The 20140-nt window shown below is 73.0% G+C and carries 16 protein-coding genes and 1 pseudogene; 10 read left to right on the forward strand and 7 right to left on the reverse strand.

The window, feature by feature from the left end; all coding sequences use genetic code 11:
* A pseudogene (locus ACFVGY_RS31045) lies at nucleotides 1-592 on the forward strand (DNA primase); the annotation flags it as partial.
* Nucleotides 593-669: 77 nt separating this feature from the next.
* Here the strand turns inward: ACFVGY_RS31045 and ACFVGY_RS31050 are convergent.
* The gene (locus ACFVGY_RS31050; protein WP_385683606.1) at nucleotides 670-1089 is read right to left on the reverse strand and encodes a gamma-glutamylcyclotransferase family protein; all 420 of its coding nucleotides are present in this window, start codon (nucleotides 1087-1089) and stop codon (nucleotides 670-672) included.
* 337 nt (nucleotides 1090-1426) lie between these two features.
* On the opposite strand from ACFVGY_RS31050, the gene ACFVGY_RS31055 reads away from it, so the two are divergent.
* On the forward strand, nucleotides 1427-1993 hold the full coding sequence (locus ACFVGY_RS31055) for a hypothetical protein (RefSeq protein WP_385683609.1): 567 nt from the start codon (nucleotides 1427-1429) through the stop codon (nucleotides 1991-1993).
* Nucleotides 1994-2130: 137 nt separating this feature from the next.
* Nucleotides 2131-2757 carry a class F sortase gene (locus ACFVGY_RS31060; protein WP_385683612.1) on the forward strand — a complete coding sequence of 209 codons (627 nt, stop codon included), beginning with the start codon at nucleotides 2131-2133 and terminating at the stop codon, nucleotides 2755-2757.
* 48 nt (nucleotides 2758-2805) lie between these two features.
* On the opposite strand, the gene ACFVGY_RS31065 is transcribed toward ACFVGY_RS31060, so the two are convergent.
* Complete coding sequence (locus ACFVGY_RS31065; protein WP_385683615.1) at nucleotides 2806-3582, reverse strand: sulfite exporter TauE/SafE family protein; 777 nt, start codon at nucleotides 3580-3582, stop codon at nucleotides 2806-2808.
* A gap of 260 nt (nucleotides 3583-3842) precedes the next feature.
* Between ACFVGY_RS31065 and ACFVGY_RS31070 the strand changes: the two genes are divergently transcribed.
* The 3 genes from ACFVGY_RS31070 to nirD are packed head-to-tail and all read left to right on the forward strand — an operon-like array spanning nucleotide 3843 to nucleotide 8142.
* The gene (locus ACFVGY_RS31070) at nucleotides 3843-5249 is read left to right on the forward strand and encodes an NAD(P)/FAD-dependent oxidoreductase (RefSeq protein ID WP_385683618.1); all 1407 of its coding nucleotides are present in this window, start codon (nucleotides 3843-3845) and stop codon (nucleotides 5247-5249) included.
* Between the two features lie 2 nt (nucleotides 5250-5251).
* Nucleotides 5252-7801, forward strand: a complete 2550-nt coding sequence (nirB, locus tag ACFVGY_RS31075) for a nitrite reductase large subunit NirB (protein WP_385683621.1) — start codon at nucleotides 5252-5254, stop codon at nucleotides 7799-7801.
* Nucleotides 7798-8142, forward strand: coding sequence for a nitrite reductase small subunit NirD (nirD, locus tag ACFVGY_RS31080; protein ID WP_385683624.1), 345 nt, complete (start codon nucleotides 7798-7800; stop codon nucleotides 8140-8142). The genes nirB and nirD overlap by 4 nt, the downstream gene beginning before the upstream one ends.
* Here nirD and ACFVGY_RS31085 read toward each other — a convergent pair.
* From ACFVGY_RS31085 to dusB, 5 genes are all read right to left on the reverse strand, one after another.
* Nucleotides 8036-9172 carry an endonuclease/exonuclease/phosphatase family protein gene (locus tag ACFVGY_RS31085; RefSeq protein WP_385683627.1) on the reverse strand — a complete coding sequence of 379 codons (1137 nt, stop codon included), beginning with the start codon at nucleotides 9170-9172 and terminating at the stop codon, nucleotides 8036-8038. The two genes, nirD and ACFVGY_RS31085, sit on opposite strands and share 107 nt — an antisense overlap.
* 185 nt (nucleotides 9173-9357) lie before the next feature.
* Entirely contained in the window at nucleotides 9358-9819 is a 462-nt protein-coding gene (locus ACFVGY_RS31090) for a group III truncated hemoglobin (protein ID WP_385683630.1), read from the reverse strand.
* A 380-nt stretch (nucleotides 9820-10199) separates the two neighbouring features.
* The gene (locus tag ACFVGY_RS31095; RefSeq protein ID WP_385683632.1) at nucleotides 10200-11252 is read right to left on the reverse strand and encodes a helix-turn-helix domain-containing protein; all 1053 of its coding nucleotides are present in this window, start codon (nucleotides 11250-11252) and stop codon (nucleotides 10200-10202) included.
* Nucleotides 11253-11642: 390 nt separating this feature from the next.
* The gene (gene ppdK, locus ACFVGY_RS31100; protein WP_385683635.1) at nucleotides 11643-14351 is read right to left on the reverse strand and encodes a pyruvate, phosphate dikinase; all 2709 of its coding nucleotides are present in this window, start codon (nucleotides 14349-14351) and stop codon (nucleotides 11643-11645) included.
* 376 nt (nucleotides 14352-14727) lie between these two features.
* Nucleotides 14728-15870: a tRNA dihydrouridine synthase DusB gene (gene dusB / locus ACFVGY_RS31105; protein ID WP_385683638.1), complete on the reverse strand. Its 1143-nt coding sequence runs from the start codon at nucleotides 15868-15870 to the stop codon at nucleotides 14728-14730.
* 65 nt (nucleotides 15871-15935) lie between these two features.
* Between dusB and ACFVGY_RS31110 the strand changes: the two genes are divergently transcribed.
* From ACFVGY_RS31110 to ACFVGY_RS31125, 4 genes are all read left to right on the forward strand, one after another.
* Nucleotides 15936-17381: an MFS transporter gene (locus tag ACFVGY_RS31110; protein ID WP_385683641.1), complete on the forward strand. Its 1446-nt coding sequence runs from the start codon at nucleotides 15936-15938 to the stop codon at nucleotides 17379-17381.
* Nucleotides 17382-17510: 129 nt separating this feature from the next.
* Complete coding sequence (locus ACFVGY_RS31115) at nucleotides 17511-18551, forward strand: aldo/keto reductase (protein ID WP_385683644.1); 1041 nt, start codon at nucleotides 17511-17513, stop codon at nucleotides 18549-18551.
* Between the two features lie 21 nt (nucleotides 18552-18572).
* Nucleotides 18573-19166 (forward strand): TetR/AcrR family transcriptional regulator, encoded by a 594-nt coding sequence (locus tag ACFVGY_RS31120; protein ID WP_385683647.1) that lies wholly within the window; start codon nucleotides 18573-18575, stop codon nucleotides 19164-19166.
* Between the two features lie 143 nt (nucleotides 19167-19309).
* The gene (locus tag ACFVGY_RS31125; RefSeq protein ID WP_385683650.1) at nucleotides 19310-20032 is read left to right on the forward strand and encodes a VC0807 family protein; all 723 of its coding nucleotides are present in this window, start codon (nucleotides 19310-19312) and stop codon (nucleotides 20030-20032) included.
* The last annotated feature ends 108 nt before the right edge of the window (nucleotides 20033-20140 follow it).

The following is a 20140-nucleotide window of genomic DNA, read 5'->3' on the forward strand; positions in this document are numbered from 1 at the left end:
GGGGGGGGCCCCCCCCCCCCCGGCCGCGGGCCGGTCCGCCGCCCCCGGCCGGTCCGCCGCCGCGAGCCGCGCGTACGAGGCCGTGCCTGCGCCGGCGGCCGCCGCGGGCGGTCCCGCGCTCAACCTGCGCAACCCGGTGTACGTGACGGAGCGCGAGCTGCTGAAACTGGCACTCCAGCGGCCCGAGCTGGTCTCGCCGGCGTTCGACGCGTACGGGGTGGACGAGTTCACCGCCCCGCCGTACGCGGCGGTCCGCCAGGCGATCCTGGACGCGGGCGGCGTCTCGCTCGGCGGCAACGACTATCTGGCCCGGGTCCGCGACGCGGCGCCCAACGACACCGTCCGCGCGCTGGTCACCGAGCTGGCGGTGGAGGCCATCCGCTCCCGGACGGTGGACGAGGGCTACGCCGGGGTCCAGCTGGTCCAGGTGCGGCTGCGCGCGGTCGACCGCCGGGTCCACGAGATCACCGGCACGATGGCCCGGCTGGGCCCGCAGGCGCCGCCGGAGCAGCTGGCGGCGGTCCAGGAGGAACTGTGGGTCCTCCAGCAGTACGGGCAGCGGCTGCGCAACCGCGGCGCCGAAGCGTTGTAGCCGCGCAGCCGCGGGAGCGGCCGACAGGACGGGAGGGGCCTGGGCCCCGGCCCGGCTACCGGGCGCCCGGCTACCGGCTACCAGCTACCCAGCCAGTCGCCGCCGGGTATCTCCGTGCCCGACGCGCGCAGCCTGCGGGCCAGCGGCGGGGCCGCCAGGTAAACCCACGCGGTGGTGAGCGTGCCGTCCGGGCGGACGGCGTCGCAGCGAACCCGGTCGTAGACGTTCACCGGAAGCCCCGGGCCGTGGTACTCCTCCAGCCGGTCCAGTTCGGCCAGCAGCGTCCCGTACGCCCCCGGCGCCGCGGTGATCAGCGCGCCGACGATCTCCGACCCCGCCTGCCGGACGGCGTACGGGTAGCCGGGGCCGTCGTACAGGAGTGCGCCCGGGAGCCGGGCGGGCTCCTCGGCCGCGGTGCGGCCGCGCAGGAACAGGGCGTGGTTGACCTCGCCGGGCCGCAGGGTCCCGTACACGAAGAAGGGCAGCTCGGCGGTCACCGGCCGCCACCTCCGCCGGTCGCTGGTGTCACGGGGCCCTCCCTCTCGTGGTCCTGGGCCTGGGCCCGGACCTCCCCGGGCCCCTCCACCGTACGCACCGCTGCGGCGCGGCTTCCCGGGGCCCGGCCCGGTGTGCGGGGCCGCGCCCGGCCACCCGGACGGGCCGAATCCCCCGGACGGCCGTATCGATGGCTGTGACCTGCGGAAACACCAACGACGTCGGCCGGCCTGACGCAACATCAGCAGGCGGGCGCCGGCGGGGAGGGTTACCACGGAGGCACGACCTCGTGTCTCCACGACCTCGTGACTCCACGAGCCCGTGTCTCCAGGAGCCGTCATGCGCCGTCGCACCGCCCATGTGCTCACCGTCACCGCGCTGACCGCCGCCGCCTTCGCCGGCCCGGTCGCCGGCGCGGTCGCGGGTGGGTCCACGGGCCGGGCCGCCGCCGCGGACCTCGGCAGGCCCAGCTCCGCCCCGGGCGACTTCGCCGTCCTGGAGGTCTGGCCCACGTCGGCCGCGGCCGGGGTCACGGTCACCGCGAACACCACGGCCTGCGGGTCGGGCGGACGGGCCGACGGCGACGCCACCATGGTCGGCGGCGGCCGCTTCGAGCTGGTGCCGGGCACCCACGAGGAGGTGGTCGTCGGGCAGTTCCAGGTCGCCCGCGACACCCGCCCGGGCACGTACAGCATCGGCGCGACCTGCACCGACGGGAAGTACGCCACCGGGGACCTGGTCGTCACCGCACACGGCCCGCAGGGCCACGTGCGCACCGGGGCGGGCGGTGGGACGACCACCACCGCGAGCCCCGTCCGGATCACGGCGGGAGCGGCAGTGCTGGCCGCATCCGCCGTCGGCGGTACCTGGCTCCTGCGTCGCCGGGCGAGCGGCACGCGGAGCTGACGGGCGCCCACCGCGGCCACGGCCGCGGTCCGACCGGTACCGCCCCCCGTCGCCCGCCCCGCGAGGTTCCCCCCGTTCGCGGGGCCGGGCGACGGCCTGTCCCACGCAGAGCACGCCGTACACCGAGGGGGCATCGCATGGGCGCCAGCCAGGCCGGACGCGGCGGGCTCGTCGCGCTCACCGCCTGCATCGGCATCTGGCTCGTCGGCACCGGCTCCGGGGAGCCGGTCGGGCCCCCGCTGCCCTCCCCCGCCGAGGCCCTGAGCGGCACCGGACAGGCCCGCTACCCGGGCAGCATCGACCCGCTGTCCGGATCCCCGCCGACCCGGATCCGGATCCCCGCCATCCGGGTGGACGCCCCGCTGACCGGGCTCGGCCTGGCCCGCGACGGAAGCCTCGACGTGCCGCCGCCGGACCGCCGTGACCTGGCGGGCTGGTACCGGAACGGCACCACCCCGGGCGCCGTGGGCACGGCAGTCGTCGTCGGGCACGTCGACCACGCCTCCGGGCCGGCGGTCTTCTACCGGCTGGGCGCGCTGCGCCGCGGGGCGGCGATCGAGGTGCGGCGGGCGGACGGGCGGACGGCCGTGTTCACCGTCCACGCGGTCGAGGTGTACGAGGCGCGGCGCTTCCCGGACGCGCGCGTGTACGGGCCCTCGCCGCGCGCCGAGCTCCGGGTGATCACCTGCGGCGGCGGTTTCTCGCCCCGGACCGGGTACCAGGGCAACGTGGTCGTCTTCGCCCACCTGACGGGGACCTACTGACGGCCCGGACCGGAGCCGGGGTGGCGGGTCCCCGCCGCGGACGGCGCCTCAGCCCCACTGCTCGATGCCGAGCTTGACCACGAGGGCCCCGACCACGGTCAGCAGCACCCCGCGGACGAAACCGCTGCCCTTCTTCAGCGCCATCCTCGCCCCGACCATGCCGCCGGCCAGGTTGAAGACCGCCATCAGTGCGGCCAGCTGCCACAGCACCATGCCCTGGTAGGCGAACATCGCGAGCGCGCCCGCGTTCGTGCACACATTGACGATCTTGGCGGTCGCCGAGGCGGTGACCAGGTCCAGGTGGAGCAGCGCGGTCAGGGCGAGGACCAGGAAGGTGCCCGTCCCGGGGCCGATGAGCCCGTCGTAGAAACCGATGCCGAGCCCGGCGAGCCCGATGGCGAGCAGTACTCGCTGCCGACTGACCGGAGCGGCCGAGGGGGCGGCGCCGAACGCGGGCCGGAAGGCGACGAACGCGCCGACGACCAGCAGCACCAACATGATCATCGGGCGCAGGGCGTCCTTGCTGATCCCGCCGGCCAGTGCGGCGCCGCCCATGGACCCGGCTAGGGCCGCCAGGCCGATCCGGACCGCGAGCCTGACGTCCACGGGTGCCTTGCGCGCGTACGCCACCGCCGCGCCCGTGGTCCCGACGACGGCGACGGCCTTGTTGGTGCCGAGCACCGTGGCGGGGTGGGCGTTCGGCAGGCCGAGCAGCAGGGCCGGCAGGAGCAGCAGTCCGCCGCCGCCCACCACCGCGTCGATCCAGCCGGCCGCGGCGGCGGCCGCACACAGGACGATGAGCATGGTCGTTGACATGTCAGGCACGCGATGACCCTAAGGACTGGTTCGGTGCAGTGACCATCGATCGCCGGAAACGTGCGCAAAGGTTGAGCTTCGCCCGTGTCCCGACCCCGGTCCCGGGTGGCCGGACCGGGTCCGGGGCCCTCACCGTCCCCGTCCGGGCCGCCTCACCGTCCCCGTCCGGGGCCGCCTCACCGTCCCCGGGCCGCCGTGCTGAGGTGGGCGTTCCGTTCGGGTAACAAGAGCGATGCCGAGGGGAAACAGCCTCCCCGCACGCTCGTGTCATGACCTCGGAGCAGCAGCGTGTGGTGGTGATCGGCGGCGGCCTCGCGGGCCTCAGGCTCGTGCAGCGGCTGGGCGCGAGCCCGGCCGTGCGGGCCACCGTCATCGGTGAGGAGTCGCACGTCCCGTACAACCGGGTGCTGCTCGCCGAGGTCCTCGCCGGTCGGTACGCGCCGGAGGTCGCCGCCCTTCCCGATCCCGGCCCGGCACTGCGACGGGGAGTGCGGGCGGTCCGGATCGACCGGGCCACCCGGACGGTGCACTGCGACGACGGCAGCACGGAGCCGTACGACGCCCTGGTCCTGGCCACCGGCTCCAACGCCGTGCTGCCGCCGCTGCGCGGTCTCTTCGAGCCCGGGGGCCCCGCCGGAGCCGGGACGGCCTTCCCGGGGGAGCGGGAACTGCCGGAGGGGGTCCACGCGTTTCTGACCATGGACGACTGCCTGGCGCTGTCGGCGGCAGTGGCGGCCGGGCCGGGCGTGCGCGCGGTGGTGATCGGCGGCGGCCTGCTCGGTGTCTCCGCCGCTCGCGCACTGGCCGAGCGGGGCGCGCAGGTCATGCTGGCCCAGCAGGGCGAGCGCCTGATGGAACGCCAGCTCGACGCCGAGGCCTCGGCACTGCTGCACGCCCATCTGACCGCCCTCGGCATCGAGATCCACACCGAGTGCCGGGTCCGCGGGCTGAGCACCTCTCCCCGCCCCGACTCCGGCCCCGCCCCCGACTCCGGCCCCACCCCCGACTCCGACTCCGACTCCGCCCCCGACTCCGGCACCGGCACCGGCCGCCGGGTCACCGGCGTCGAACTGGCCGACGGCTACCGCCTCGACGCCGACCTCGTCGTCCTGGCCTGCGGCGTCCGCCCGCGCACCGGCCTGGCCCGCGCCGCCGGGCTCACCGTCCGCACCGGCATCGTGGTGGACGACCGGCTGCGGACCGACGACCCGCACATCCATGCCATCGGCGACTGCGCCGAGCACGACGGCCGGGTGTACGGCCTGGCCGGCGCCGCGCTGGAGCAGGCCGACTCCCTCGCCGCCCTCCTGACCGCCGGCCCCCTGACCGGCGGCCTCCCGGCCGGCGCCCACCCGACCGGCGGCGAGACCGCCGTCCCGGCGCCCGGTTACACCGGAACCCGCGCCCTGACCCGCCTGACCCTCGCGGCCGGCGGCACCGGCCCGCTCGACCTCGCCGCCTTCGGCGAGACCACCCCGCTCCCCGGCGACGACGTGGTCCGCCTCTCGGACGCCACCCGCCGGACCTACCGGAAGGTCGTCGTCCGCGGCGATCGCCTCGTCGGTGGCGTCCTCCTCGGCGAGCTCTCCAGCGTCGGCGCCCTCGCCCGCAGCTGGGAGGACGAGGAAGTCCTGACCGACCTGTTCCACCTGCTCACCGACGACGGAGGCTCCTGATCATGGCCGCATCCACGCCCACCCCCGCCATCGTGCTCATCGGCCACGGCATGGTCGGCCAGCGCTACCTGGAGGCACTCGCCGAGCGCGGGGCCACCGCCACGCACCGGATCACCGTGCTGTGCGAGGAGCCCCGACCCGCGTACGACCGCGTGCACCTCACCTCGTACTTCTCCGGCAGCAGCCCCGAGGACCTCTCCCTCACCCCCGCCGGCTTCATGGAGCAGCACGGGATCGACCTGCACCTCGGCGACCCCGCCGAGAGCATCGACCGCGAGGCCCGTACCGTCACCTCCCGCTCGGGGCGGGTGTTCCCGTACGACGTCCTCGTCCTGGCGACCGGCAGCTACCCCTTCGTGCCGCCCGTTCCGGGTAAGGACGCCCCCGGCTGCTTCGTCTACCGGACCGTCGAGGACCTCCTCGCCATCGAGGAGTACGCCGCGACCTGCGCCTCCGGGGCCGTCGTCGGCGGCGGGCTGCTCGGCCTGGAGGCCGCCGGCGCCCTCCAGGGGCTCGGGCTCCCCACCCGGATCGTGGAGTTCGCCCCCCGCCTGATGCCCGTACAGGTCGACGCGGGCGGCGGCGCGGCCCTGCTGCGCACCATCGAGGGCATGGGCCTGACCGTGCACACCGGCGTCGGCACCCAGGAGGTCCTCACCGGCGAGGACGGCCGCGTCAGCGGCATGCTGCTCTCCGACGGCTCCACCGTCGACACCGGACTCGTCGTCTTCTCCGCCGGTGTCCGCCCCCGCGACCAGCTCGCCCGCGACGCGGGCCTGACCGTCGGCGAACGCGGCGGCATCGCGGTCGACTCCCGCTGCCGCACCTCCGACCCGCGCGTCTACGCCGTCGGCGAGTGCGCCCTCGCCTCCGACGGCCGGGTGTACGGCCTGGTCGCCCCCGGCTACGAGATGGCCGAGACCGCCGTCGAGGACCTGCTGGGCCGGGAGAAGGAGTTCACCGGGGCCGACCTGTCCACCAAGCTGAAGCTGCTCGGCGTGGACGTGGCCTCCTTCGGCGACGCGCACGGCACGACCGAGGACAGCCTCGACGTCGTCTACTCCGACTCCCGCTCGGGCGTCTACAAGAAGCTGGTCGTCTCCCCCGACGGGGTGCTGCTCGGCGGGGTCCTGGTCGGTGACGCCGACGCGTACGGGCTGCTGCGCCCGCTCACCGGCAGCGTCCCGCCCGTCAGCCCGGACCAGCTGGTGCTGCCCGCGGGGCTGTCGCCCGCCGCCCAGCTCGGCCCGTCCGCGCTCCCCGACACGGCGGTCATCTGCTCCTGCCACAACGTCACCAAGAAGGCCATCACCGCCTGCGCCACCCTCCCCGAGGTCAAGAAGTGCACCAAGGCGGGCACCGGCTGCGGCGGCTGCATCAAGGTGATCGAGCAGCTGCTGCCCGCCCCCGCCGACAAGGGGCTGTGCGGCTGCTTCCCCTTCACCCGCGCCGAGCTGTACGAGATCGTCCGCACCCGGCGGCTGACCTCGTACGAGCAGCTCCTCGACGGCCACGGCCGGGAGGCGGCCCGCGGCGGCGACGGCTGCGAGGTCTGCAAGCCGGCCGTCGGCTCGATCATCGCCTCGCTCGCCCCCACGCTCGGCGCGAGCGGATACGTCCTCGACGGGGAGCAGGCCTCCCTGCAGGACACCAACGACCACTTCCTCGCCAACCTCCAGCGCAACGGCTCGTACTCGGTCGTCCCGCGCATCCCCGGCGGCGAGATCACCCCGGACAAGCTCATCGTGATCGGCGAGGTCGCCCGCGACTTCGGCCTCTACACGAAGATCACCGGCGGGCAGCGCATCGACCTCTTCGGGGCGAGCGTGGACCAGCTCCCGCGGATCTGGGCCCGGCTCGTCGAGGCCGGCTTCGAGTCCGGGCACGCGTACGGCAAGGCGCTGCGCACCGTGAAGTCCTGCGTGGGGCAGACCTGGTGCCGCTACGGGGTCCAGGACAGCGTGCGGATGGCCATCGAGCTGGAGCTGCGCTACCGGGGGCTGCGCGCCCCGCACAAGCTGAAGTCGGCGGTCTCCGGCTGCACCCGCGAGTGCGCGGAGGCGCAGAGCAAGGACTTCGGCGTGATCGCGACCGCGAACGGCTGGAACCTGTACGTCGGCGGCAACGGCGGGGCCACCCCGCGCCACGCCGACCTCCTCGCCCAGGACCTGTCCGACGCCGAACTGGTCCGGCTCATCGACCGGTTCCTGATGTTCTACATCCGCACCGCGGATCGACTGGAGCGGACCTCCACCTGGCTGGACCGGCTGGAGGGCGGCCTGGACCACCTGCGGGACGTCGTCGTGCACGACTCCCTCGGGCTGTGCGAGGAGCTGGAATCGCTGATGGCGGACCACGTCGCGCACTACCGCGACGAATGGGCCGAGACCTTGGAGGACCCGGAGAGGCTGCGCCGGTTCGTCTCCTTCGTCAACGCGCCCGGGGCCCCGGACCCGACCGTCCGGTTCGTGCCCGAACGCGACCAGGTCAAGCCCGACCTGGCGATTCTGACCGGCCGGCAGCCGCTGGAAGCCGTGGGAGGCGCCCGATGACCGTGGAACTGCGTGTGGACGAAGGCTGGCTGACGGTGTGCGAGCTGTCCGACATGATCCCGGGGCGGGGGGTGGCCGTGCTGCTGCCCGACGGGAGCCAGGCCGCGGTGTTCCTCGGCCGCTCGGGGTGGACGTACGCCGTCGACAACCGGGACCCCTTCACGGGCGCGGCGGTGCTCTCCCGCGGGCTGGTGGGGTGTGTGGAGGGCGCGCCCTTCGTGGCCTCGCCGCTGCTCAAGCAGCGCTTCGACCTGGCGACGGGTCGCTGTCTGGACGACGAGGAGGTGTCGGTCCGGACCTATCCGGTGCGTACCGCCGTGACCTCGGCCGCGGTGGCCTAGCGGCGGCGTCGGGTAACGGCCTGCGCGGCGGGAGGGCGGCGGAGGTGCCGAGGGGCCCGCAGTGGCCCCACGCGGCGGCGCCGCGCAGCATCCGGTGGTCGGAGACCGATGGGTCGAGCGGCAGTGCATCGCCCCGGGGGGACGTGAAGTGGCAGGCCGAGAAGAAGATGTAGTCGATCTTCTTCTCCTTCCAGGTGGGCTCGCCGGAGCGGCAGAGCCGGTCCGTGCCCGCCGTGCAGGCGGCGGGGTCGAAGAAGTCGGTGTCCGTCTCGTCGGCCTCGAGGAAGACGCCCTGCCCGTCGTCCCCGACGGACGGGTCGTAGAAGGGCGTGAGGGTGCTGGTGCGGGGCGAGTGGTTGAAGTCCCCGCCGAGCACCACGGGGATGCCGCGGGCCTCCCAGGCCTCGGCTTGGGAGGCCAGCTCCTCCGCCTCCGGGGCGGCGAGCGTGCCGTCGTCCCAGAACAGGTGGACGGAACAGGCCCAGCTGGTCCGGCCCTGGAGCAGGGTGCGCACGCACGGCACCGTGATCGGCTCGGTCTCGCCGCCGACGGTGAGGTCCAGCTCCGTGCTGTCCGTGACCGGTCCCTTCACCAGGACCGCGTTGCCGTAGTCGGCGCCGCCGCAGACGGACGCCCGACCCGCGAGGGTGGCGCCGTAGGAGCCGTGGAAGCCGAGCGGGGCGAGCCGGCGGAGGATCTCGTCGTACTGGGGCCGGCAGACCTCCTGGAGGAAGACCTGGTCGGCGTTCCAGGTGGTGGCCACGGCCTGGGCGACGACGCCGTCGATCCGCCGCTCGTTGTCGTACGGGTCGGCGCCGCACATGTTGCCGCAGATGTTGTAGCTGACGAAGCGGAGGGCCGGGGCCGAGTCGGGGGTGACGGTGTCGGCGCGGGCGGGTCCCGCGAGGGCCGCCGCCCCGGCGAGCGCGAGGGTCAGGGCCAGGGCCAGGGCCAGCACGACGGAGGCGGTGGGGGCGGGGACGGTCCGGCCGGGCGCGGGCAGGCGTGAGCGCAGGGGACCATGACGCATGGGGGCACTCCACGGCGGCAGGGAGCGGACTTCGGTGCCGCGTGACTACCCCGCCGGGGGTTCGCTCCCTCCCGGTGGGACCCGGCGTACGGGAGCACGCCGGAGGGCCCGGGGGGCATCGCGATCCCCGGGCCCTTCCGGCGTGCTCCGGTCCCCGCCGGGGCGGTGGTGCGGGGCGCCCGGTTTCAGGCGGCCGAGCGGAGCCGCAGCGCGGCGAGCGGGACGAAGCCCGTGCCGCCCTCGCGGTGCAGCGGGGCGTCCGCCCCGGCCAGCCGCCGGTGCAGGGCCAGCGCGATCCGCTCGCCCATCGCCTTGGCCCGCTCCGCGACGGGCCCTTGGTGCAGCCCGTCCACGGCGGCCCGCCAGAGCTGCACCCACCGGCCGAAGTCCTCGGCGGTCATGGCCCGCGCCGCGTGCAGGGCGGCGTGCGGGGCGAAGGGGTCGCGGCCGTAGGAGGCGCTGCGGAACAGGGCCCGTTCCCAGAAGTCGGTGATCCGGGGCAGGTGGACGTCGAGGTCCGTGCCGGCGATCTCCGTGAAGAACGAGCCGATCAGCCCGTCGGCGAACGCGGCCGTGTAGAAGCGCCGCAGCACGACCTCGAGGTCGGCGCGGCCGCGGATGTCGTGGGCGGGGGCGGAGGGGTCCATGTCCCCAGCATCCTCGCCGATGCGGGTGCCGGACAGGGCTCAAGGTCCGCGATCCGTCCGGGATTCGTCACGTCGTGCCGGGGGTGTCCGGCCCTGCGGCGGAGGCGGGTGGGCCGCCGCCCGCAGGGCCCGCCCGTGCGGCATGCAGGCGGGGCCCGGTCACGCAGAGCTCCCGGACTCCGTTGTCCCGGTGGCGTGCGGGGCCTCCCGGGAGGAACGCCCGGGTGGCTTGAAATCGACGCTGAAAAACGGATCTCGCGCCGGATTCCGAACGCGGAGGACCGGATATCGGTGCGACAGCACCCCGGACGGGCCGCGCAGCGGGCCACCCCGCCCCGTACCCGGGCTTTGCCGGCCCGGGTACGGGCGCCGCACGGACGCTACGAGGCCACCGCGCCGCCCTTGAGGAGCGCGGCCCCGAGCGGAGTCACCGTGTGCAGGACGGCGTTCCCCCGGCGCAGCGTGGTCACGAGTCCGGCCTCGCGCATCACGCAGGCGTGCTGGCTCGCGGAGGCCAGCGAAACCCCGGCCCGGCGGGCGAGCTCGCTGGTGGTGGCCCCGTCGCCGATGGCCCGCAGCACCACCGAGCGGGTGTGCCCGACGAGCTTGCCCAGGGTGCGCTGGCGCTGCTCCTCCAAGGGGCGAATCGATTCGCTTCCGGTCGGCGCCGAGGCCAGCTGCGCCGCCGCCGGGTAGACCAGCACCGGTGGCAGCTCCGGATCGTGCAGGGTCACGGCGGTGCGCCGGCAGAAGAACGACGGCTGGAGCAGCAGCCCACGCCCGCGCAGCCACACGTCGCGGTCCACGGGGTAGTCGCACTCCAGGACCGGGGCCCGCCAGCGCAGCATGGGCGGCAGCGAGGCCAGCAGCTCGTCCGCACCGCCGTCCAGCAGGGCCCGGCCGCGCGCGGCGCGCTCGGCCTCGATCTGGGCCTGGATGTGGTTCCAGTACGGGGCCACGGCCGCCCGGTGGTAGCCGCGCAGCTCGGCCAGCAGCCTCGGCAGGTGCTTGGTGCCGCCGTCCATGAACTCCCGCAGCCGCCGCGGCACCGCCGCGTCGGCGCCGCCGCCCGTGCCCGCGGGCATGCCGAAGGCGGCACCCACCCGCGCGCCCGTCCCGAGCAGCGCCAGCTCTCGCCGGATCCGCTCCGGATGCAGCCCGCGCAGCGCGTCGAGGCCCACGTCCCACCCGTACTGCCCCTCCACAGGGGTCAGGAAATCGGGGAAATAGCCACGACTCGGTATGAGCGCGCCGAGCAAGCGTGTTTCACCATTCAACCTGCTGCGGGTTTCCGTACGCCATTCACCGAAGAGCCGGGCATCACGCCGGTCTCTTAAGCGGTGAAAACTCAGAATCGTTTCCCACAACGCATCGGGACGCCCTGCCATCCGCACGCGTGCCAGGTCCACTCCAGTGAAATGGATACGCAGCACCGAACCCCCACCTGTGCAACCGCAATCCCCCCGCCCCATGAGTATGCACGCCGTCACACGACGTCACCACGCCCTTTCGGCCACAGTTGAAACCCCTTTCGGCGGGGGCGTGACAACCGAAATGCTGTACTCCGCCAGACACACTCCAGTGCGACCGAAACGCTCCGTGAAGGCCGTGGGGGGCTTTGCGGGGCCTGGCGGTCGGTCGCACCGGGATGCGCCGACGTGCCTGGCGGATTGACAGCAGGCGGTGGACGGGTGGGGATCCGTCCACCGCCTGCTGGCGTAAGGATTTGTTGAACAACAAAGAATTGCCCGCCTGCCCTCGGGGGTCAGGGAACCCGGGGGCAGGCGGACTCTCAGGCGGCCTCAGCGGGCCTCAGACGGGGTTCAGCGGCTGTCGCTGCCCGTCGACTCGGCGGCGGCACGACCAGCCTCCAGACGCGCCACCGGAATCCGGAACGGCGAGCAGGAGACGTAGTCGAGGCCGACCTCGTGGAAGAAGTGGACGGACTCGGGGTCACCACCGTGCTCGCCGCAGACGCCGAGCTTGAGGTCGGGGCGGGTGGCCCGGCCGGCCTGGGCCGCGCTGCGCACCAGGGCGCCGACGCCGTCCTTGTCGATGGTCTCGAAGGGCGAGACCCCGAAGATGCCCTTCTCCAGGTACGCGGTGAAGAAGCTGGCCTCGACGTCGTCGCGGGAGAAGCCCCACACCGTCTGGGTCAGGTCGTTCGTGCCGAAGGAGAAGAACTGCGCGGCCTCGGCGATCTGCGCGGCGGTCAGGGCGGCGCGCGGCAGCTCGATCATCGTGCCGATGGTCAGCTTGAGGTCGGTGCCGGTGGCGGCCTCGACCTCGGCGATGATCGCGTCGGCCTCCTCGCGGACGATCTCCAGCTCCTGGACGGTGCCCACGAGCGGGATCATGATCTCGGCGCGCGGGTCGCCCTTGGCGTCCTTGCGCACGGCCGCGGCCTCGGCGATCGCCCGGACCTGCATGGCGAACAGGCCGGGGATGACCAGGCCGAGGCGGACACCGCGCAGGCCCAGCATCGGGTTCTGCTCGTGCAGCTTGTGCACGGCCTGGAGCAGGCGCAGGTCGTTCTCGTTGTGGTCCTTGCGGGCCTCGGCGAGGGCGACGCGCACCGACAGCTCGGTGATGTCGGGCAGGAACTCGTGCAGCGGCGGGTCGAGCAGGCGGACGGTGACGGGCAGCCCGTCCATCGCCTCGAACAGCTCGATGAAGTCCTTCTTCTGCAGCGGCAGGAGCTCGGTGAGGGCGGCCTCGCGCTCGCTCTCGGTGTCCGCGAGGATCAGGCGCTCGACCATCTCGCGGCGCTCGCCGAGGAACATGTGCTCGGTGCGGCACAGGCCGATGCCCTGGGCGCCGAAGCGGCGGGCGCGCAGCGCGTCCTCGGCGTTGTCGGCGTTGGCGCGCACCCGCAGGCGGCGGACGCGGTCCGCGTAGGCCATGATCCGGTGGACGGCCTGGACCAGTTCGTCGGCGTCGTCGGCGCCGGCGTGCATGCGGCCCTCGAAGTACTCGACGACCGGGGACGGTACGACGGGTACCTCGCCGAGGTACACCTTGCCGGTGGAGCCGTCGATGGAGACGACGTCGCCCTCTTCGATGACCCGGTCGCCGACCGTCATGCGGCGGCGCTTGGTGTCGACGTCGAGCTCCTCGGCGCCGCAGACACAGGTCTTGCCCATGCCGCGGGCGACGACGGCGGCGTGCGAGGTCTTGCCGCCGCGCGAGGTCAGGATGCCCTCGGAGGCGATCATGCCGTCGAGGTCGTCGGGGTTGGTCTCGCGGCGGATGAGGATGACCTTCTCGCCGGAGCGGGACCACTTGACGGCCGTGTACGAGTCGAAGACGGCCTTGCCGACCGCCGCGCCCGGGGAGGCGGCGATGCCGCGGCCGAGCAGCTCGCTCTTGGCGTCCTCGTCGAAGCGGGGGAACATCAGCTGCGCGAGCTGGGCGCCGTTGACCCGCTGGAGGGCCTCGGCCTCGTCGATCAGGCCCTGGTCGACGAGCTGGGTGGCGATGCGGAACGCGGCGCCGGCGGTGCGCTTGCCGACACGGGTCTGGAGCATCCACAGCTGGCCGCGCTCGATCGTGAACTCGATGTCGCAGAGGTCCTTGTAGTGGGTCTCCAGCGTCTCCATGATCTGCATCAGCTGGTCGTAGGACTTCTTGTCGAGCTGCTCCAGGTCGGCGAGCGGCACGGTGTTGCGGATGCCGGCGACGACGTCCTCGCCCTGCGCGTTCTGCAGGTAGTCGCCGTAGACGCCCTGGTGGCCGCTGGCGGGGTCGCGGGTGAAGGCGACGCCGGTGCCGGAGTCCGGGCCGAGGTTGCCGAAGACCATCGAGCAGACGTTGACCGCGGTGCCCAGGTCGCCGGGGATGCGCTCCTGGCGGCGGTAGAGCTTGGCGCGGTCGGTGTTCCAGGAGTTGAAGACCGCCTCGACGGCGAGGTCGAGCTGCTCGCGGGCGTCCTGCGGGAACTCGCGGCCGGCCTCCTTCGCGACGATCTTCTTGAAGGCCTTGACCAGCTTCTTCAGGTCGGCGGCGTCGAGGTCGGTGTCGACGGTGACCTTCTTGGCCTCCTTGGCGGCGTCGAGGGCGTCCTCGAAGAGCTCGCCCTCGACGCCGAGGACGGTCTTGCCGAACATCTGGATGAGGCGGCGGTACGAGTCCCACGCGAAGCGCTCGTTGTCGGCCTGGGCGGCGAGGCCGACGACGGAGGCGTCGGAGAGGCCGATGTTGAGGACGGTGTCCATCATGCCGGGCATCGAGAACTTGGCGCCGGAGCGGACGGAGACCAGCAGCGGATCGTCCGACTGGCCGAGCTTCTTGCCCATCTTCGCTTCGAGGGCGGCGAGGTGGGCGCTGACCTCGTCGCGCAGCTCGGCCGGGGCCTCACCGCTCTCGAGGTAGACCTTGCAGGCCTCGGTGGTGATGGTGAAGCCGGGAGGGACCGGCAGACCCAGGTTGGTCATCTCGGCGAGGTTGGCTCCCTTGCCGCCGAGAAGGTCCTTGAGGTCGCGGTTCCCCTCGGTGAAGTCGTAGACGAACTTCTGGTTCTTGTTTTCCGACACGGGTCTCGACTCCTCGAGGACTCGGTGGCTGCCCTGACGGCGAGGAACATACCCAGATCGAAGGCTTCTGGGTACGTCCACTTGGCCGACATGCGGCCGTAACCACACGTGCGCCCCCGGATCGAAAGTAACTCGCAGGTAGCCGAAACCTACCAAGAACGTTCACCTCCCGAAGGATGAGACCCCCACTGCGGCTTGACCACGCTCGGATGAGCGATCATCGATACATTTGCGTTCAAGAGTTGAACAAACAAAGGGTGGCACCCAGTGCCACCCTTTGGAAGTCTTAGCCGCGATTTTTGCGCTCATGTGAGCGCAACCCCACCCATGCGTGGCGTATGTCACGCCGTCGACGGCATAGTTTGTCAGCTGATTCTCAACCTCCGGACGTGTCCAGTTCGGCGTCCTCGCCCACTCCGGCGCAGTCGTACGGATCCTTCAGCCAGCCATCCGGGAGGACAACCCGGTTGTTTCCGGACGTCCGACCGCGAGGGCCGTCCGCCCCCTCGGGCCAGGGCTGGTCCAGGTCGAGCTCGCTCAGATGAGCGTCGAGCTCGGCCAGGGAGGAGGTGACCGCCAGCTTCTTGCGCATCTCGGAACCGACCGAGAAGCCCTTCAGGTACCAGGCCACGTGCTTACGGAAGTCGATCACCCCGCGCGTCTCGTCGCCGATCCACTCCCCCAGCAGCTCCGCGTGCCGGTGCATGGTTGCGGCGACCTCGCGCAGCGCGGGCCGGTGGAAGTCGTCCGGGCGCCCCTCGAAGGCCGCCACGAGGTCGTTGAACAGCCACGGGCGCCCCAGGCAGCCGCGGCCCACCACCACGCCGTCGCAGCCCGTCTCGCGGACCATGCGCAGCGCGTCCTCGGCGCACCAGATGTCTCCGTTGCCCAGCACGGGGATCTCCGGGACGTGTTCCTTGAGCCGGGCGATGGCCTCCCAGTCCGCGGTGCCGCCGTAGTGCTGGGCGGTGGTGCGGCCGTGCAGGGCGATGGCGGTGACGCCCTCCTCGACCGCGATCCGGCCGGCGTCCAGGTAGGTGAGGTGGTCGTCGTCGATGCCCTTGCGCATCTTCATGGTGACCGGCAGGTCGCCGGCGCCCGCGACGGCCTCGCGGAGGATGGCGCGCAGCAGGTTGCGCTTGTACGGGAGGGCGGAGCCGCCGCCCTTGCGGGTCACCTTGGGGACCGGGCAGCCGAAGTTGAGGTCGATGTGGTCGGCGCGGTCCTCCTCGACGATCATGCGGACCGCTTTGCCGACCGTCGCGGGGTCGACCCCGTACAGCTGGATCGAGCGCGGCTTCTCGGTCTCGTCGAAGTGGATCAGCTGCATGGTCTTGTCGTTGCGCTCGACCAGCGCCCGGGTCGTGATCATTTCGCTCACGAACAGCCCCTTGCCGCCGCTGAACTCGCGGCAGAGGGTGCGGAACGGGGCGTTGGTGATACCGGCCATGGGCGCGAGCACCACCGGGGGCTGCACGGTGTGCGGGCCGATCGCGAGGGGCGGGGGGAGCGTGGTCATGCCCCCCATTGTCGCCCAGCGGACTCCCGGCACACATCTCTTTAGTTAGGCGTACTATCAGAAGCATGCAGGAGCCGAGCCGCCGCCGCAGGGTGCTGGTGCTGGCGATCTGCTGCATGAGCCTGCTCATGGTCAGCCTCGACAGCACCGTCCTGAACGTTGCGCTGCCCTCGATGCGCCGCGAGCTGGGCGCTTCCGTCGCCGGCATGCAGTGGACGATCGACGCCTACGCCGTGGTCCTGGCCTCGCTGCTGATCCTGGCCGGCTCCACGGCGGACCGGATCGGGCGCCGCCGGGTCTTCACCGCGGGCCTGGCCCTCTTCACGGTGGGCTCGCTGCTCTGCTCGCTCGCCCCGGGCCTGCACTGGCTCGTGGCCTTCCGGGTGGTGCAGGCCGCGGGCGGCTCGATGCTGAACCCCGTCGCCATGTCGATCATCACCAACACCTTCACCGACCCGCGCGAACGGGCCCGCGCGATCGGCGCCTGGGGTGCGGTGGCCGGCCTGTCCATGGCGGCGGGCCCTCTGATCGGCGGGCTGCTCGTGGACTCCGCGGGCTGGCGGTCGATCTTCTGGGTCAACCTCCCGGTCGGGCTCCTGGGCCTCGCCCTGACCCTGCGCTACGTGCCGGAGTCGCGGGCCGAGCGGCCGCGCCGCCCCGACCCGGTGGGCCAGCTGCTGGTCATCGGCCTGCTCGGCTCGGTCACGTACGCGATCATCGAGCTACCGGCCCTCGGCTGGCGGTCCCCGACCATCCTCGGGTGCGCCCTCCTCGCCGCGGCCTCGCTGGCGGGGTTGCTGCTGTACGAGCCCCGGCGGCCCGACCCGCTGATCGACCCGCGGTTCTTCCGCAGTGCCCCCTTCAGCGGGGCCACGGTGATCGCGGTCTGCGCGTTCGCCGCACTGTCCGGGTTCCTGTTCCTGAACACCCTCTACCTCCAGGACGTGCGGGGGCTGGACGCGCTCCGGGCCGGGCTGTTCATGCTGCCCATGGCCGCGCCGGCATTCGTGTGCGCGCCGCTGTCCGGCCTGCTGGTCGGCTCCCGCGGGCCGCGGCTGCCGCTGCTGCTGGCCGGGGCCTCGACGGCCGCCAGCGGACTGCTGTTCGCGGCGTTCTCGGCGGCCGCCTCGTACCCGCTGATGTTCGCCGGGTACGCCCTGTTCGGGATCGGCTTCGGCCTGGTCAACGCACCCGTGACGAACACGGCCGTCTCCGGGATGCCGCGGGCGCAGGCGGGCGTCGCGGCCGCGATCGCCTCCACGAGCCGGCAGACCGGCGCCGCGCTGGGCGTCGCCGTGATCGGCGCCGTCCTGGCAGCGGGCGGTGCGGGCGGTGCCGGTGGCACCGGCCTGTCGGATCCCGCGCTCTTCGCCGCGGCGGCCGGACCGGCCTGGTGGATCATCACCGCCTGCGGCCTCGCCGTGCTGGCCGTGGGGTTCGCGACGAGCGGCCGCTGGGCCATGGGGACGGCCCGGCGGACGGCCCGCCGACTGGAGCGGGCAGCGGCCTAGCCGCGGCCGCGCCCACCGACCGCACCTCCTCCCCGGAGGCCTTCTCCGAACCACCCTTCGACGCCCCACGCAGCACCTTGACGGGTGACAGATATTGAAATCTGTCACCCGTCATGCCATTCTCGTTCTATGGACACGAACCAGGGCTCCAGCCCGACCACCGCCCACCCCCGCCGCGCCCTCGGCACCACCGGCCCCGCCGTCTTCCCGCTCGGCCTCGGCTGCATGGGCATGTCCGCGCTCTACGGCGAGGCCGACCGCAGCGAGTCGATCGCGACCGTCCACGCGGCGCTGGACGCCGGCGTGACACTGCTCGACACCGGCGACTTCTACGGGATGGGCCACAACGAGCTGCTCATCAACGAGGCCTTGCGCACCGCGCCGGCCGCCGCCCGCGATCAGGCGCTGACCAGCGTGAAGTTCGGCGCGCTGCGCACGGTCGAGGGCGGTTTCACCGGTTACGACGGCCGCCCGGCGGCCGTGAAGAACTTCCTCGCCTACTCGCTCCAGCGGCTGGGCCGGGACCACATCGACATCTACCGGATCGCCCGCGTGGACCCGGACGTGCCGATCGAGGAAACGGTCGGCGCCATCGCCGAGGCCGTCGAAGCGGGGCACGTGCGCCACATCGGCCTGTCCGAGGTCGGAGCGGACACCCTGCGCCGGGCCGCGGCCGTGGCACCCATCGCGGACCTCCAGATCGAGTACTCGCTGATCTCCCGCGGCATCGAGGAGGAGATCCTGCCGGCCGCCCGCGAGCTCGGCATCGGCATCACGGCCTACGGGGTCCTTTCCCGCGGCCTGATCAGCGGCCACTTCACGCGCGACCGGGAGCTGGCCCCCGGCGACTTCCGCGGCATGAGCCCCCGCTTCCAGGGCGAGAACCTCCAGCGCAACCTCGACCTGGTCGAGGCGCTGCGCAAGGTGGCCGAGGGCAAGGGCATCAGCGTGGCGCAGGCCGCCATCGCCTGGGTGCTCTCGCGCGGCGAGGACATCGTCCCGCTGATCGGCGCCCGCCGCCGGGACCGCCTCGCCGAGGCACTCGGTGCCATGGACGTGGAGCTGATACCGGCCGACCTCACAGCCATTGAAGACGCGGTCCCGGCCGGCGCCGCCGCCGGCGCCCGCTACCCGGAGGCCCAGATGGCCCACCTCGACAGCGAACACTGAGGCGGCTGTACGGTCGTACCCATGTCACCCGCTGCTGCCGCGCCCCTGACCCCCGAGCGCATCCTCGAAACCACCGAGGAGGTGCTGCGCCGCTACGGCCCCACCAAGGCCACGGTGGTGGACGTGGCGCGCGCCCTGGGCGTCAGCCACGGCAGCGTCTACCGGCACTTCCCGTCGAAGGCGGCGCTGCGCGAGGCCGTCACCGACCGCTGGCTCGCGAAGAGCGTCGACCGCCTGGAGGGGATCACCTCGACTCCCGGCGAGAGCGCCCCTTCCAAGCTGGAGGCCTGGCTGGAGGCCCTGTTCGACGCCAAGCGCCACAAGGCGGGTGACGACCCCGAGCTGTTCGCGACGTACACGGTGCTGCTCGCCGAGAACAGCGGGGTGGTCGACCACCACCTGAGCCAGCTGATCGGCCAGCTGGGCCGGATCATCGCCGAGGGGGTCGAGGCGGGCACGCTCGCCGCTGCGGACGTGCCGGCCGCCGCCCGCGCGGTGTTCGACGCCACCGGGCGGTTCCATGACCCGCAGTACGCGGCCGAGTGGAACTCGCCCACGATCACCGAGGAGTTCGAGGCGGTCACCGCCCTCGTGATCCGGGGTCTGCGCGCCTGACGCGGTCCCCACCTCGGGCACATCGCCCCGAACCGGCCACTCCGGACGATTTGGTGATCATTTTTGGCCCACCATACTTGTTCGCGCCCGGTCAAGTTTTACGGTTCCCCTACCGCACCATCAGGCAGTTTCCAGGGGGAACCTTGTCCACTCACACCTCTCCACTCGGCCAACCGGAGCCTCCGGCCCGGTCCGGGGGCGCAGCCGCGATCGGCTGGATCGTGACGATCGGCCTCAACGTGGTGGCTCCGATCATCACGTACCACCAGCTGCGCGACCACGGCTGGAGCGAGTTCGGCGCACTGCTCGTCAGCGGCGCCTGGCCGGTCCTCGACAGCGCCGTCCACCTGGCCTGGCGCCGCAAGCTCGACGAGTTCGCCATCGTCACCCTGGTGTTCATGGTGATCACGGCCGTCGTCTCGCTGGTCGGCGCGCACTCCGCCCGCGCGCTGCTGGTCAAGGACTCCTGCGTGACCGGGCTGTTCGGCCTGCTCTGCCTGGCCACGCTGCTCGCGCCGCGCCCGCTGATGTTCTACTTCGGCCGCAAGTTCGCCACCGACGGCACGCCGGAGAGCACCGCCTGGTGGAACGGCCTGTGGCAGTTCGAGGGCTTCCGCCGCACGATGACCGTGATGACGACGGTCTGGGGCCTGGCCTACCTCCTTGAGGCGGGCGTGCGCGTGGCCCTGGCCTACGTGCTGAGCACCGACACCATGGTCACCATCAGCCCGATCATGGTCTACGGGGTGCTCGGGGCGCTGGCGCTGTGGACCGCGCTCTACGGCAAGCGCTCGAAGGCCGAGGGCGAGCGCCGCGCCGCCGCGGCCGCAGCCGAGGCGGAGGCCGGACGGACCTCCGCGGCCTGACCCCAGGAACATGCCGGTGGGGCCGGGGGGCCGAACCCGGCGCGGGCCGCGGGCGGTGCTCGACGGCGCGGCTAGCGGGAGAGGGCGTGCGGCGGGGTTGGGGGGAGT

The sequence above is a fragment of the Streptomyces sp. NPDC127106 genome (genome assembly GCF_042677605.1).
GTDB lineage: Bacteria > Actinomycetota > Actinomycetes > Streptomycetales > Streptomycetaceae > Streptomyces.

Excerpts from the sequence above, each read along its gene's own strand:
- ACFVGY_RS31055 (WP_385683609.1), top strand. The coding sequence starts at position 1,427 with ATGCGCCGTCGCACCGCCCATGTGCTCACCGTCACCGCGCTGACCGCC.
- ACFVGY_RS31060 (WP_385683612.1), top strand. The coding sequence starts at position 2,131 with ATGGGCGCCAGCCAGGCCGGACGCGGCGGGCTCGTCGCGCTCACCGCC.
- ACFVGY_RS31070 (WP_385683618.1), top strand. The coding sequence starts at position 3,843 with ATGACCTCGGAGCAGCAGCGTGTGGTGGTGATCGGCGGCGGCCTCGCG.
- nirB (WP_385683621.1), top strand. The coding sequence starts at position 5,252 with ATGGCCGCATCCACGCCCACCCCCGCCATCGTGCTCATCGGCCACGGC.
- nirD (WP_385683624.1), top strand. The coding sequence starts at position 7,798 with ATGACCGTGGAACTGCGTGTGGACGAAGGCTGGCTGACGGTGTGCGAG.
- ACFVGY_RS31085 (WP_385683627.1), bottom strand. The coding sequence starts at position 9,172 with ATGCGTCATGGTCCCCTGCGCTCACGCCTGCCCGCGCCCGGCCGGACC.
- ACFVGY_RS31090 (WP_385683630.1), bottom strand. The coding sequence starts at position 9,819 with ATGGACCCCTCCGCCCCCGCCCACGACATCCGCGGCCGCGCCGACCTC.
- dusB (WP_385683638.1), bottom strand. The coding sequence starts at position 15,870 with ATGACCACGCTCCCCCCGCCCCTCGCGATCGGCCCGCACACCGTGCAG.
- ACFVGY_RS31110 (WP_385683641.1), top strand. The coding sequence starts at position 15,936 with ATGCAGGAGCCGAGCCGCCGCCGCAGGGTGCTGGTGCTGGCGATCTGC.
- ACFVGY_RS31115 (WP_385683644.1), top strand. The coding sequence starts at position 17,511 with ATGGACACGAACCAGGGCTCCAGCCCGACCACCGCCCACCCCCGCCGC.
- ACFVGY_RS31120 (WP_385683647.1), top strand. The coding sequence starts at position 18,573 with ATGTCACCCGCTGCTGCCGCGCCCCTGACCCCCGAGCGCATCCTCGAA.